This is a genomic window from uncultured Coprobacter sp. (assembly GCF_947855755.1).
Taxonomy (GTDB): Bacteria; Bacteroidota; Bacteroidia; order Bacteroidales; family Coprobacteraceae; genus Coprobacter.
Genome location: NZ_CANUAR010000005.1, coordinates 105,226 through 119,356, shown reverse-complemented (window position 1 = coordinate 119,356; position 14,131 = coordinate 105,226). Strand labels below are relative to the sequence as shown.

Genomic DNA, 14,131 nt, shown 5'->3' with positions numbered 1-14,131 from the left:
AAGTAATATTTCGTAATAAATATGGTAAATGAATATTCGATTTATAATATTTTATTTTTGAAATAGAAAAAAGTTTATAGTTTTAATTGTTGTTTTTCAAAATGATATATATTTGCGAATAAATAAAGCAAAAAGATTGTATTACTTATTTATATTGTCAAAATGATATATTATGCATCGTATCGGATTTACTAAAATGCAAGGTGCGGGGAATGATTATATATATGTGAATACATCAGTTTTTCCGGTTATGAATCCTGAAAAATTGGCAGTAAAATGGAGTAAATACCACACAGGCATAGGGAGTGACGGGTTGGTGTTGATCGGCGATTCGGATAAGGCAGATTTTAGTATGCGCATTTTTAATGCAGATGGTTCGGAGGCTAAAATGTGTGGTAACGCTTCTCGGTGTGTGGGAAAATACTTGTATGACAATCATTTGACAGATAAAACGGAACTTTTGCTTGATACTTTGTCAGGTATAAAATTACTTAAATTGCAGGTTGTGGACGGAAAGGTAACTTGTGTCACGGTAGATATGGGTATTCCGGAGTCGATTTATATTATGTCTGAGGGATATGCCGGTTACATGATTGATATGCCGATAATGGTAGGGAAAAAGTCCTTTAAAGCGACGGCAATATCTATGGGGAATCCCCATTTGGTGATTTTTGTTGATGATGTCGATCGAATCGAATTAGAAAAAGTAGGGCCTATATTGGAAAATAATCCTTTGTTTCCCGATCGGATCAATGTGGAGTTTGCTCAAGTGAAAAATAAAAATTCTATTAGAATGAGGGTCTGGGAAAGGGGATCGGGAATTACTCAGGCTTGCGGGACAGGCGCTTGTGCAACGGCAGTGGCAGGTTTTGTGACAGGACGTACAGAACGAACTTCTTCCGTAAACATGGATGGCGGAGTGTTGACGATATGTTGGGATGAAGAGACCGATCATGTTTTAATGACCGGAGATGCCGTAAAAGTTTTTGACGGAGAAGTAGAAATAGATTAAATTTTTTAATGCAGAAAGAATATGGCACTCGTAAATGAACATTTTCTGAAACTTCCGGATAGTTATTTATTTTCGGATATAGCTAAGAAAATAAATACTTTTAAGGTGACTCATCCGAAAGATAAGGTGATCTCTTTGGGGATAGGGGATGTTACACGACCTCTGCCGAAAGCTGTAATCGAAGCTATGCATAAGGCGGTAGATGAAATGGCGGTTAGAGATACGTTCAGAGGATATGGTCCTGAACAAGGATACGGTTTTCTGATTGATGCAGTCATAAAAAATGACTTTGTTCCTAAAGGAATCCATTTTGAGCCGGGAGAGATATTTATTAACGACGGAGCAAAAAGCGATACCGGAAACATAGGAGATATTTTGCGGCATGATAATAGTATCGGAGTAACTGATCCTATATATCCTGTATATATAGATTCTAATGTGATGTGCGGGAGGGCCGGAACGTTAGAAAATGGAAAATGGAGTAATGTGACTTATATCCCCTGTCGGAGCGAGAACGGTTTTGTTCCCGAAATACCGGAGAATCGTATCGATATTCTTTATCTCTGTTATCCGAATAACCCTACCGGTACGGCACTTTCGAAACAAGAATTGAAAAAATGGGTGAATTATGCTTTGTCTAATGATACGTTGATTCTTTTTGATGCCGCTTATGAGGCTTATATACAGGATTCGGATGTCCCGCATTCTATATATGAAATTAAAGGTGCGAAAAAATGTGCTATCGAATTCCGCAGTTTTTCTAAGACAGCTGGATTTACAGGTGTCCGTTGTGGATATACGGTCGTACCGAAAGAGGTAAGTGCCGCAACTCTTACTGGAGAACGAATTCCTTTGAATCGATTATGGAATCGGAGACAATGTACAAAATTTAATGGAACGTCCTATATAACCCAACGGGCAGCTGAAGCCGTATATTCTCCTGAAGGGCAGATTCAAGTAAAAGAGATTATTCAATATTATATGACGAATGCCCGTATTATGAAAACCGGTCTTTCCGAAACGGGTTTGGAAGTATATGGCGGGGAGAATGCTCCTTATCTATGGGTAAAAGCACCGGACGGTCTTTCTTCATGGAAATTTTTTGAGAGAATGTTGTATGAAGCGAACGTTGTCTGTACTCCGGGAATAGGTTTCGGTCCGTCCGGAGAAGGATATGCCCGTTTAACGGCATTCGGTGATCGGGACGACTGCATGGAGGCTATATTCCGACTGAAAAAATGGTTGCGTTGATTTATTAATTTGTAGAAACAATCAAACAATAGGTATTATGTCAACATTGAGATTTAGAGTTGTAGAAACTGCTTTTACTAAAAAAGCGGTGGATGTCGCAGTTCCGGATGAAAGACCTTCGGAATATTTCGGTAAATATGTGTTTAACCGAGCGAAGATGTTTAAATATCTTCCGGAAAAGACATATCGGAAATTGGTCGATGCAATCGACAATGGCACTCCTCTCGATCGTGAAATTGCCGATTCTGTGGCAGAAGGAATGAAAAAATGGGCTATCGAGATGGGTGCTACTCATTATACTCATTGGTTTCATCCTTTGACCGAAGGTACTGCGGAGAAGCATGATGCTTTTGTGGAGCATGACGGTAAGGGCGGTGTCGTAGAAGAATTTTCCGGGAAATTATTGATTCAGCAAGAACCGGATGCTTCGAGTTTCCCGAATGGAGGTATTCGCAACACATTTGAGGCTCGCGGATATTCGGCTTGGGATCCTTCATCGCCTGCTTTTATCGTGGATGATACACTTTGTATTCCTACTGTTTTTATAGCTTATACCGGAGAATCGTTGGACTATAAAGCTCCTTTGTTGAAGGCCTTGGATAGCGTTAATAAAGCGGCTGTAGATGTATGTCATTATTTCGACCATAATGTAAAAAAGGTCTTTGCATATTTGGGCTGGGAACAGGAATATTTTTTGGTTGATGAAGGCTTGTATGCCGCTCGTCCTGATTTATTGCTTACAGGACGTACGCTTATGGGGCATGAAAGTTCGAAAAACCAACAGTTGGAAGATCATTATTTCGGGGCTATTCCTACACGTGTAGCAGCTTTTATGAAAGATCTCGAAATAGAGAGTCTTAAGTTGGGCATTCCGGTGAAGACTCGACATAATGAGGTTGCTCCCAATCAATTTGAATTAGCTCCTATATTTGAAGAGTGTAATCTTGCAAATGACCATAATTTGTTGATTATGGCTTTGATGCGGAAAATTTCTCGTCGGCACGGGTTTCGAGTTTTGCTTCATGAGAAACCTTTTAAGGGTGTAAACGGATCGGGTAAGCATAATAACTGGTCTTTGGGAACTGATACCGGGGTTTTACTGATGGCACCCGGAAAAACGGCAGAAGACAATTTGCGTTTTGTGACTTTTATTGTAAATGTTTTAATGGCGGTTTATCGTCATAACGGATTGTTGAAGGCCAGTATATCTTCTGCTACTAACGCTCATCGTTTGGGTGCGAATGAAGCTCCTCCAGCTATTATTTCGAGTTTCTTGGGAACACAATTGACACAAGTACTCGATCATCTTGAAGAGAGCTCTAACGATGAGTTGATCGCATTGAGCGGGAAACACGGGATGAAGTTGGATATTCCTCAAATTCCGGAATTGTTGATTGATAATACCGACCGTAACCGGACTTCGCCTTTTGCTTTTACAGGAAATCGTTTTGAGTTCCGTGCTGTAGGTTCTGAGGCAAACTGTGCTTCGGCCATGATTGCTTTGAATACAGCTGTTGCAGAACAACTGATAGAGTTTAAATCTGAGGTAGATGCTTTGATAGCGAAAGGAGAACCGAAGGTCTCAGCCATTTTGGATGTCGTGCGTAAATATATAAAAGAGAGTAAACCGATTCATTTTGACGGTAACGGTTATAGTGAGGAATGGAAAATGGAGGCTTTGAAAAGAGGTTTGGATTGTGAGACCAGTGTACCGGTTATTTTCGATAATTATTTGAAAGAAGATTCTGTCAAAATGTTTGAATCTACCGGAGTGATGACCCGTAAGGAATTGGAAGCCCGTAATGAAGTGAAATGGGAAACTTATACTAAAAAGATACAGATCGAGGCACGTGTGTTGGGAGATCTCGCCATGAATCATATTATTCCTATTTCAACGAAATATCAATCTGAACTTATCGATAATGTTTATAAAATAAAAAGTCTTTTTTCTGAAGATAAAGCTGTCTTATTGTGTGGTAAGGATTTGGATATTATCGAGGAAATCGGACGTCGGGAATTAGCGATAAAAGAGAAAGTCGAAGAGATGATCGAAGCACGTAAAAAGGCTAATAGAATTGCCGATGAAAGAGAAAAGGCGATAGCCTACCATGATACGGTAGCACCCAAGTTTGATGAAATCCGTTATCATATCGATAAGCTTGAACTGATTGTGGATGATCAGATGTGGACTTTGCCGAAATATCGGGAGTTACTCTTTATTCGTTAGAAAGAATAGGAATGTTTATTTATGGGGGATACCTTTCGAAAAAAGGTATCTCTTTTTTGTTTGTTTATTATTGATGTAGGTTTTGTAGGAACATAATGCAGAGTCTTTTATTAAAAAAGTCGGTTAGAGAGAAGTTTTTGTTCCCCGACTTGTTTTTACACATTTATAGATTCGAACATTACATTGAATAAAAAATAAACGGTCGGAAATAATCTCTTCCCGACCGTTTATTTTTTATAAGGACGAATTATCTTCGTTTGTTTTTTTGTTGTTGTCTCAAAGCTGCCTGTTGTTGCCGTTGAGCCTCTTCCAGACGAGCCATAAATCCTGACTTTTTGCGAGGTTTTTTCTGATTCTCTTTAAGCTGAGCAAGAACTTTTTCTTCATTGATGCATTTGCGGAATATATAGGTCTGGATAATTGTGATCAATGTAGAAACAAAATAATAGTAACTCAAACCTGAAGCGTAGTTATTGAAAATGAACAAGAACATTAAAGGCATGAGATACATCATGACTTTCATTCCCGGCATTTGCTGGCTTCCGCCGGTATTGTCCATATTGATTTTTGTATATAGAATGTTCGTAATAGTCATTAACAAGCAGAACAAACTGATATGGTTTCCGAAATACGGAGTAATCAAAGGTATATAGGCATCCCAGCTGAATATTGCATCATAGGATGATAAATCTTGAGCCCAAAGGAATGATTGTTGCCGTAATTCGATAGATGAAGGGAAGAATGCGAACATCGCTAACAAAATCGGCATCTGCAATAACATAGGCAAACATCCGCTCATCGGATTGATTCCTGCTTTGCTGTACAAGTCCATTGTGGCTCTTTGACGATCCATAGCTTTGTCTTGTCCCGGATATTTGGCATTTATTTCTTCGATCTGAGGACGTAATACCCGCATACGGGCACTTGACATGTAGGATTTGAATGTAAGCGGAGCTAAGAATATCTTGATGATGATTGTCATCAATAGAATGATGATTCCGTAATTTGCAATATATTTTCCTAAGAATGTAAATATGGGTATGATTATCCATGTGTTGATCCATCGGAAAAATTTAAATCCCAGCGGTACAAGTTTATCCAGATCGAGGGCTTTGTCATCATCGACGCCTTTGTCATAGCTGTGTAATAGAGGATAAAGATTCGGTCCTAAATAAAAACGGAATCCCGGACCGTTATTGTCTGCCGGATTATAATCTACTGTCGTTTCTGTATGGAAGTTTTTCAAATATGCAGGATCATTATTCATCCCTGAACGAATAAGAGCTCCGTTGAATTTTCCGTCGGGTATAAGAGCTGATGAAAAAAATTGATTTTTATATCCGATCCATTTAAGTCCTAACGAAATAGTTTCTTGCTCATCCTTAGATTCGCTCAGATGATCGACATCCGAACCTACGAATTTATAATATAATGCACTATTCCTTTCTTCAAACATGCGTCCTTTTTCCTGACTGCGTAAGTTCTGATTCCAGAATAAATCCAGACTTGCCGTATTTCCGGGAAGAATGGTTTCCATTCCTTTTTGACGGATATCCATTTTGACCATATAACTGTCTTCCGGTAATGTATAGACAAGATCAAAGAATTTTCCATTACCGAAATCAAGTCGCATCGTTACGGATTTGCCATCTTTTCCTGCAATAGGTTTGAAGAAAAGATCGGTCGTGCTTACGATACGCCCTCCGGTCTTGAAAATGAATCCGTATTGGTTATCCTTTTCATCGAAAAGAGTAAGCGGCAATGAGTCGTGGGTTTTGTATTTATTTAAAGTAGCTTCGGTGAGAGCTCCGCCTTTACTTGAGAAAGAAAGAGAGACGAGATCGTTTTTTAGGTTTATTTTTTCATTTTCTCCTGTTGTGAAATTAGAGAAAACCCCGAATGTCTCTTTCATTTGTACTTGACGAAGGGAATCCTCGTTCAGAACGATAGTTGAGTCTGCATCATTAACTGCCGCTTGGCTTTGTTGTTGTATCTCTTCCAGTTTTTTCTGTTCAACCTGAGCAATAGAGTCGTTTCTACGTTGAAGTTCTTGTAATTGTTCGGGTGTAGGTTTTGTAAACCATGAATAGCCGAAAAGAACGGCAGCAATAAGAACAAAACCAATAATCGTATTTTTATCCATATATATGTATAATCGTTTTTTATCCTTTTCCGGTTTCAGGATTATTTTTTATTTTTAATAACAGCTTTGATAAAGTCTATGAAAAGAGGATTAGGTCGTAATACCGTACTATTGTATTCCGGATGGTATTGTACTCCTATAAACCATGAAAGAGAAGGTATTTCTACGACCTCTACGAGATGTGTTTCAGGATTTTCTCCGACACATTTCATTCCTGCCGCTTCAAATTCGGCGCGATAATCGCTATTGAATTCGAAACGATGGCGATGACGTTCTTTAATATGAGTCGATTGATATGCTTGGGCTGTCTTCGAATCCGGATCGAGTACACAATCGTATTCGCCTAAACGCATAGTTCCACCCATGTTGGAGACGCTTTTTTGGCTTTCCATCAAATCGATTACGTTATGCTTGGTACTTACTTCCATCTCCGTTGAATTGGCATCGGCATAACCCAATACATTTCTTGCGAATTCGATCACCATACATTGCATGCCTAAACAAATACCGAATGTCGGTATATCATGTTCGCGAGCATATTTTATAGCGGTAAATTTCCCTTCGATACCTCTTTGTCCAAATCCCGGGGCGATGAGAAGCCCGTCCATAGACCCGAGCAATTCTTCGACATTAGACTCGTTTAATTTTTCCGAATGAATAAGTTTCAGATCCAATTTGCGGTCGTTGTATGTTGCTGCTTGGAAAAGAGCCTCATCGATCGATTTATATGCATCTTGTAGTTCTACGTATTTCCCGACCAACCCGATGCGAACGCTTTCTTTCGCATTTTTCACGCGGGCAAGAAATTCTTTCCACGGTTTCAGCTCGGGAGTCGATCCGACCGGCATACCTGTTTTGTTCAGTACTATTTCGTCTAATTTTTGTTGTTGCATTTTTAACGGGACTTCATAGATAGAAGGCACATCGATAGACTGTATGACAGCTTCTGGTGCTACATTGCAGAATAATGCTACTTTACGGCGAATTTCATTGCTTAGTTCGTGTTCTGTCCGTAAAACCAAAATATCCGGTTGTATCCCTACTTCTTGTAACTGTTTTACAGAATGTTGGGTCGGTTTTGTTTTTACCTCTTTTGCTGCGGCGATAAAAGGAACGTAAGTCAAATGGATGCAAAGACAGTTTTTACCGAGTTCCCATTTTAATTGACGGACACTTTCAAGAAAAGGAAGAGATTCTATATCTCCGACAGTACCGCCGATTTCGGTAATAACGAAATCGAATTCGTTTTTTGTTCCCAGCAATTTTACATTTCTTTTTATCTCATCGGTAATATGCGGTATGATCTGTACTGTTTTGCCTAAATAATCACCGCGTCTTTCTTTATTGATAACGTTTTGGTAAATACGTCCCGTAGTGATATTGTTCGCACGTGTCGTACGAATGTTAGTAAACCGTTCGTAGTGGCCTAAATCGAGATCGGCTTCATGTCCATCTACTGTAACGTAACATTCTCCGTGTTCATAAGGATTTAATGTCCCCGGATCGATGTTAATGTACGGATCGAACTTTTGAATGGTAACATTATAGCCTCTGGCTTGAAGCAATTTGGCAAGAGATGCTGAGATAATGCCTTTTCCTAAAGAAGAAACAACTCCGCCTGTGACGAAAATATACTTTGTGTCCACTACTATATGATATTTAATACATTAATTTATGTGCAGATGATTTTTCAAAACGCAAAAGTAGAAAAAAAACTTCAGATTTTCGGGAAAACTGTTTTTAATTAATTATGAGCTTGTCTAAATTTTCTGACAAAAAAATATTCTCAGGTCATTTTTGCGTTTTCTTTCGGACTTTTTCCCCGTTTTCACTCGTCGATAACCCGCTATCCTCCTTGTAAAAATAGAAAAATATCTTCGAAAGAAACTCTCGAATCTGATCCGGGTGAAATTTAGACGAATGTACGACAGACTCTATCAATTAACAATATTATTTTGAGGCTTTCTATATTTCGTTTTTTGTAATTATGAAATATGTATTTAACTATAAAATAATTACATTTGCAAAAAATTGCTGTGCCGGTCTTGTTTTGGAGAGCAAAGGGTTCGGCAAATAGATCTTATTTAAAAGACTGGAATATGTTTTTAAAATTTTGCCGGAGTGCGATTCTTTTATTAATGTGCTTTGTTTATTTTATGACTGCTTCTGCTGCTAACGATACAGTTTTTCAGGTTAGCGCATTTTCTCAACAACATTTGCCGGATTCGGTTACTGTTGAACAGACCGATTCATTACAAGGTAAACGGAGTATATTGCTACAGTTGATATCCACAGATTCTATTTCTTTGACACCTGAGGTACAGGAGGCTTTGGATATGGTATTGTTCCCGGATAGTATAGTTCAGGATGACGAAATGTCATTATTGGATTCTCCTTATTTTTTGCCGATTATTTTCGACAAGTATAAAAATCCGGATTCATTAAATGTATTTATTCCATTTAAAGAAACATTTTCGTCATTCGAACCTTTTTCTTATACTTTTAAAGAACCGGAATGGCTGATGCGGGTCAAGGGATTGCAAACCATGAGAGAGAGAGGACGTTTTTGGGTAATTATAAATCATCCGGAATGTGTAAAATATAATACGGATAATTTGCCTGAAGTTCCTAAAGTTAAAGTAATGGAAACGTCTCCGAGAAAAAATTTGTTGAAATTGGAGGATATGACGGTTTCGGTATCTCAATCGTCTATAAATGCCGGAGAGAAGAAATTGAGACATTGGATTTCCGGACTTCAAAGTTCTGTTCAGTTTTCTCAGGTACATATCTCAGAGAATTGGTATCAGGGTGGCGAAAGTAATTTAAATATTGTCAGCAATCAGGTATATACGTTGAAGTTCGATGACTATGACCGGATGATTTTCGATAATACGGTTCAGTGGAAAGTAAACATTAACAGTGCTCCGGAAGATACTGTACGAAAAATAAGAATAAGCGAAGACCTTTTCCAGATTAATTCGAAGTTTGGTTTCAAAGCCTTTAAAAGTTGGTATTATACTGCGACACTATTTTTTAAAACGCAGTTGTTTAATAATTATAAAGCCAATACGACCGAGAAATTAGCAGAATTTCTTTCTCCGGGAGAGTTTAATGCAGGTCTTGGTATGTCATATAATTATAAACAAGAGAAATGGAAATTTGAATCATCGGTTGTATTATCGCCATTTTCTTATAATTTGAAATTCGTAGCGAACGATCGAGATATAAATCCGGCCAATTCCGGTATTAATGCGGGTAATACGCTCAATCAGTTCGGTTCGTCTTTCGAGGTAACTGTTAAGTGGGAATTTTACAGAAATATGAAATGGAGTTCAAGACTATTCTATTTTACTAATTATGAGCAAATTCAATCTGACTTTGAAAATAGTTTCGATTTCATTCTGAATCGTTTTTTCTCAACTCGTCTTTTTCTTCATTTAAGGTATGATGATGCTCGGGAGAAAAAAGATCGTAAGACGCATTTTCAATTTAAAGAATTGTTGAGTTTCGGGTTCAATTACAGCTTTTAATTGATTTTCGTATGATTTCAAAAATTACGGTTCGTATTGTTTTGTAAATTCTTTAAGACCATGAAAAAATATATATCTTTATTTTTTTTACTGATGTCACTAATTTTATCTGTATTTGCAAAGTCGGATAAAAAAGATTCACCTGTTAAAAAGTGGTATAAGCAGAGTTATTGTGTTGACGGTTATACAGAGGAAGAAGCCCGGCTTTTACACGATTCCAGAGAAATAGACCCGATAGAAGGAATTTGGCAAAATTATAATGGAGAACGATGGTCGATTGAACGTTTTACAGATAAGAATATACCGGAACGCTTTAAGTATCGTATGGTCAAAGTCAGTACTTTTAAGTATTTGACGCCGGGAATGGTTGACGGATTCTTAGAGCTGACGGCAGATAAAGGAACTTTTAATCTTGTAGTATGTCGCAGATACGGTAAAGTCAGATATATAAATCATATAGCAACCTTGTTATATCGCAATCGTCTCGATATAAAAGGCTGGTTGTGGGATTTCAGGCTTATGAAGGTCTATCCTACGTCAGAATCGAAATCGGTGGAGGACTCCAATACCGGAACGGGAAGCGGTTTTGCGCTTTCTTCCGATGGGTATATTGCTACTTGCAATCATGTGACGGAAGATGCCAAGTATATTCAGGTGACAGGGATTAATGGTGATTTTACTCGTTTTTATAATGCTAAAGTCATTCTATCCGATCCTATGACAGATCTTTCTGTTATAAAAATCGATGATCCCGAGTTTGAAACTTTAGGAGAGGTGAATTATGACTTGCGGACAGATGTCCCTGTCGAAGGAGAACCTTGTTATGCAATAGGATATCCTCGATCGGATATTTTGGGTGATAACGTAAAGGTGACGAATGGTATAATAAGTGCTGTAAATGCGGGAAAAGCCGGACCTGTTTTTTGTCAGATATCTGTTCCGGTAACATTTGGAAACAGTGGAGGACCTCTGATCGATAGCAATGGCAATATTTTGGGTATAATTTCTGCCGGATATGGAGACAAAGCCGACTATATGGCGAATCTTGCTGTAAAAGCTTCTTATCTTAAATTATTGTTGGAGAGCGATCCTGTTCTAAACAAGTTGACTTTTAAACCTGTACTTGTAAAAAGGTCGTTGACGGAGATTATCAAGCAGGTGAAGAATAATGTATATTTAATAAAAGTCAGCAATAGTGAGTCTGAAATTTCTAAAAATAATATAGTTGCCGATAAATCGGAAAGTTCGATGCCTCGTCCGGAATTACAGGATAATAGCAATCGTATTTCTGTTCTGAATGAGGTGAAAGAGAAACACCGTTCGGGGAATTACGAAGAAGCGGTAAATATCCTTTCCGAAGAATTGCAAAAAGACTCTCTTTGGACTGATGCCTATTATTTCCGAGCTTTATGTTATTCTGCACTGGGACGGCAAAATGAGGCGATTCTTGACTATGATTCTGTTTTGAAATATCATAAAGAAAGAAGTGCAAACTATTCTTTGTCGGAAATATACCAGAATAAATCTATTTGTCAGGCTTTTATCGGAGCATACAATAATGCATTGGAAACCATAGATAAAGCAATTTCAGCAGATGGGTCTGATGCAAAGAGTTATGAAATTCGGGGCTGTATTTATTATTATTTAAAAGATTATAGGAAATGTATCGATGATCTTACTCGTACAATTGAAAAAGGAAACAGAATAACGACGACTGTTTATTATTTCAGAGCCTTGGCGAAATTTGCTTTAAAAGACTTTACCGGGGCTCGGTCGGATATGGAGCAAGCTGCTTCAATGGGTGATGAGGATGCCGCACAGTGGTTAGAAAGATACCGGTAAAAATTTATTTTAAAATTTCCTTGGAAAACTTAGATAGACTCTTATCTCTGATTTTTTTCGTATTACTTGATATATTAATTGTTTTTTGCGTGAATTTTAAGCACTTTTTAATGTGTCGGCTTTTTCTTTGCAATAAAGTTTAATGCAAAGAAATATCTTATGAAACACACATCACTGAAAAGCCTTTTATTTCTTTTTGTTTTTGCCTTAGCAGTATTTCCTGTATTTGCGGATGGACGATCATATTATTGTTATTCTCCGGATGATATCATTCAAATTCGAAAATCTGCCCAGACTTCATGGGGGAGAAAGATTCTTGACCGAATTAAAATGGATATAGTCGAACGTCGTTCTCACGATCTTACAGTTCCCATTGTCGAAGGAGGACATATTCATCATTATTATTGTGATAAAGACGGTCAGCGGTTGACTTTTGATTGGGATAAGCCTCATGCACACTATTGCTCAGCTTGTAAAACGACTTATACCCATGTGGACCGTTTCGATTGGGCTTGGATTTATATGGTGCACCGTAAAAATCAAGAATATTTGCAAGCTTGTATGTATGCTTATATGGCTACGGGAGATTTGTTGTATGTCGATTATATCAAAAATCTCTTGCTTGATTATGCGTCGAAATATGCAGCATATAAAGAATATAATGCTGCCCGTGTTGTTAGTGATAAGCATAGCGGTAAGGCTTTTGCGCAAAGTTTGGATGAGGCAACATGGGCTACTTATGCACTTCCGTCTTACACGGTTATAAAAAAATATCTGACACAAGAAGAGATCGATAAGATAGAAAGCGGACTTTTGCGTCCTTGCGCTGAATTATTGCTTAATCGCCCTGCCGGGGCGAACTGGCAGATGTGGCATAATAGCGGGCTTGCAGTTTTGGGAGTTGCACTGGAAAACGACTCTATTATCGACATTGCCATGAATGATCCGGTAAGAGGATATTATGCTTTGATAAAAAAGCACTTGAAACCTGACGGATGGATAGATGAAGGTTCTCCTAATTATCATTATTTCCCGTTACAGGCTTTAATTCATACGGCAGATGTTATGCGTTGTCGAGGAATAAATTTGTATAATGAGGATATGAGGAAGATGTTTGTTGCTCCGATTAAGGGAACTTATCCCGATTTAAGTTATCCTGCTCATAGTGACGGTTGGTATGGAGCGAGTGTTTTGAGTGAGTTGCCTATTCATGAATTGGCTTTTGCACGTTTAAAAGACCCTGTTATTGAGACTGTTTTGGAGCATGCTTACGGAATGACAGACCGAACGGCGTATGAATCGTTGCTTACGGGAGAGGTTATAAAGCCTGTTAAGAAACCGATGATACAACCGAGTTATTGTTACCCGCAATCCGGATTTCTTTGTTTGCGAAGCGGAGCTGTTTCTTCGGTATTAAAATTCGGTGGTCAAGGAATAGGGCACGGGCATCCCGATAAATTATCTATAACGATACATAATGGAGAAAAAGAATTGATTTCTGATTTCGGTACGTGTGCTTATGGTCTTAAATTATATTTGGATTGGTATCGGAATTCGTTGCCTCATAATATGGTAACAGTGGATTATAAAGATCAGGATCGCAAGGCTTTAGGAAAATTAATCAGTTATGAAGCTACTCCAAACGGAGGTCGGGCGGAAGCTGAGTGTACGACAGCTTATTCAGGAGTGAGAATGTTGCGGAAGATGAATCTGGAGGGAAATATCTTGGATGATACATTCGAGTGTATGTCAGATTCTGTTCATGTGTATGAATATGTTCTTTTATTCAATGAAAAGCCCGTATTTAAAGCCGGAAAAGGAGAGACTGTCATATTGAATGAGTCGAAAGTACATTCGCAGATTAAAAATGTAAGGAAATATAAACTCGGTAAAAAAATTTTATTTAAAACTCCTTCAGGAAATCTGATCTTGAAATTATCAGAAGCTCCAGTAAAAGAGCTGTTGGTCGGGGAAGCTCCCGGAATACCTGCATTGAAACTTGCAGAAGAAGGAACAGGAGCTCGGCTATGTTATCCTGTGATTGTTCGTTTGCAAGGATCGAAAAATATGCAGGTAAATGCGAGATGGACGATATTTAATGCAAATACTAATAAATAACACACACA

8 protein-coding genes are annotated in these 14,131 nt (G+C 38.2%); 6 read left to right on the top strand and 2 right to left on the bottom strand.

What is annotated here, in order from left to right; all coding sequences use genetic code 11:
- Positions 1–169 precede the first annotated feature (169 nt).
- The 3 genes from dapF to Q0093_RS04800 are packed head-to-tail and all read left to right on the top strand — an operon-like array spanning position 170 to position 4,490.
- The gene (gene dapF / locus Q0093_RS04810) at positions 170–1,012 is read left to right on the top strand and encodes a diaminopimelate epimerase (protein ID WP_297928715.1); all 843 of its coding nucleotides are present in this window, start codon (positions 170–172) and stop codon (positions 1,010–1,012) included.
- 21 nt (positions 1,013–1,033) lie between these two features.
- Positions 1,034–2,263: an LL-diaminopimelate aminotransferase gene (locus Q0093_RS04805; protein ID WP_297928652.1), complete on the top strand. Its 1,230-nt coding sequence runs from the start codon at positions 1,034–1,036 to the stop codon at positions 2,261–2,263.
- A gap of 37 nt (positions 2,264–2,300) precedes the next feature.
- A complete protein-coding gene (locus Q0093_RS04800) occupies positions 2,301–4,490 on the top strand; it encodes a glutamine synthetase III (protein ID WP_297928650.1) in 2,190 nt (729 codons plus the stop codon).
- A gap of 247 nt (positions 4,491–4,737) precedes the next feature.
- Here Q0093_RS04800 and yidC read toward each other — a convergent pair whose 3' ends face one another.
- Positions 4,738–6,633 carry a membrane protein insertase YidC gene (yidC, locus tag Q0093_RS04795; RefSeq protein ID WP_297928648.1) on the bottom strand — a complete coding sequence of 632 codons (1,896 nt, stop codon included), beginning with the start codon at positions 6,631–6,633 and terminating at the stop codon, positions 4,738–4,740.
- Positions 6,634–6,674: 41 nt separating this feature from the next.
- Entirely contained in the window at positions 6,675–8,285 is a 1,611-nt protein-coding gene (locus tag Q0093_RS04790; protein ID WP_297928713.1) for a CTP synthase, read from the bottom strand.
- 447 nt (positions 8,286–8,732) lie between these two features.
- Here Q0093_RS04790 and Q0093_RS04785 point away from each other — a divergent pair, with 447 nt between their 5' ends.
- The 3 genes from Q0093_RS04785 (at position 8,733) to Q0093_RS04775 (ending at position 14,123) form a co-directional block, all read left to right on the top strand.
- Entirely contained in the window at positions 8,733–10,163 is a 1,431-nt protein-coding gene (locus tag Q0093_RS04785; protein ID WP_297928647.1) for a DUF3078 domain-containing protein, read from the top strand.
- A 60-nt stretch (positions 10,164–10,223) separates the two neighbouring features.
- Positions 10,224–12,005: a tetratricopeptide repeat-containing serine protease family protein gene (locus tag Q0093_RS04780; protein ID WP_297928645.1), complete on the top strand. Its 1,782-nt coding sequence runs from the start codon at positions 10,224–10,226 to the stop codon at positions 12,003–12,005.
- A gap of 159 nt (positions 12,006–12,164) precedes the next feature.
- Positions 12,165–14,123 carry a heparinase II/III family protein gene (locus Q0093_RS04775; RefSeq protein ID WP_297928643.1) on the top strand — a complete coding sequence of 653 codons (1,959 nt, stop codon included), beginning with the start codon at positions 12,165–12,167 and terminating at the stop codon, positions 14,121–14,123.
- The last annotated feature ends 8 nt before the right edge of the window (positions 14,124–14,131 follow it).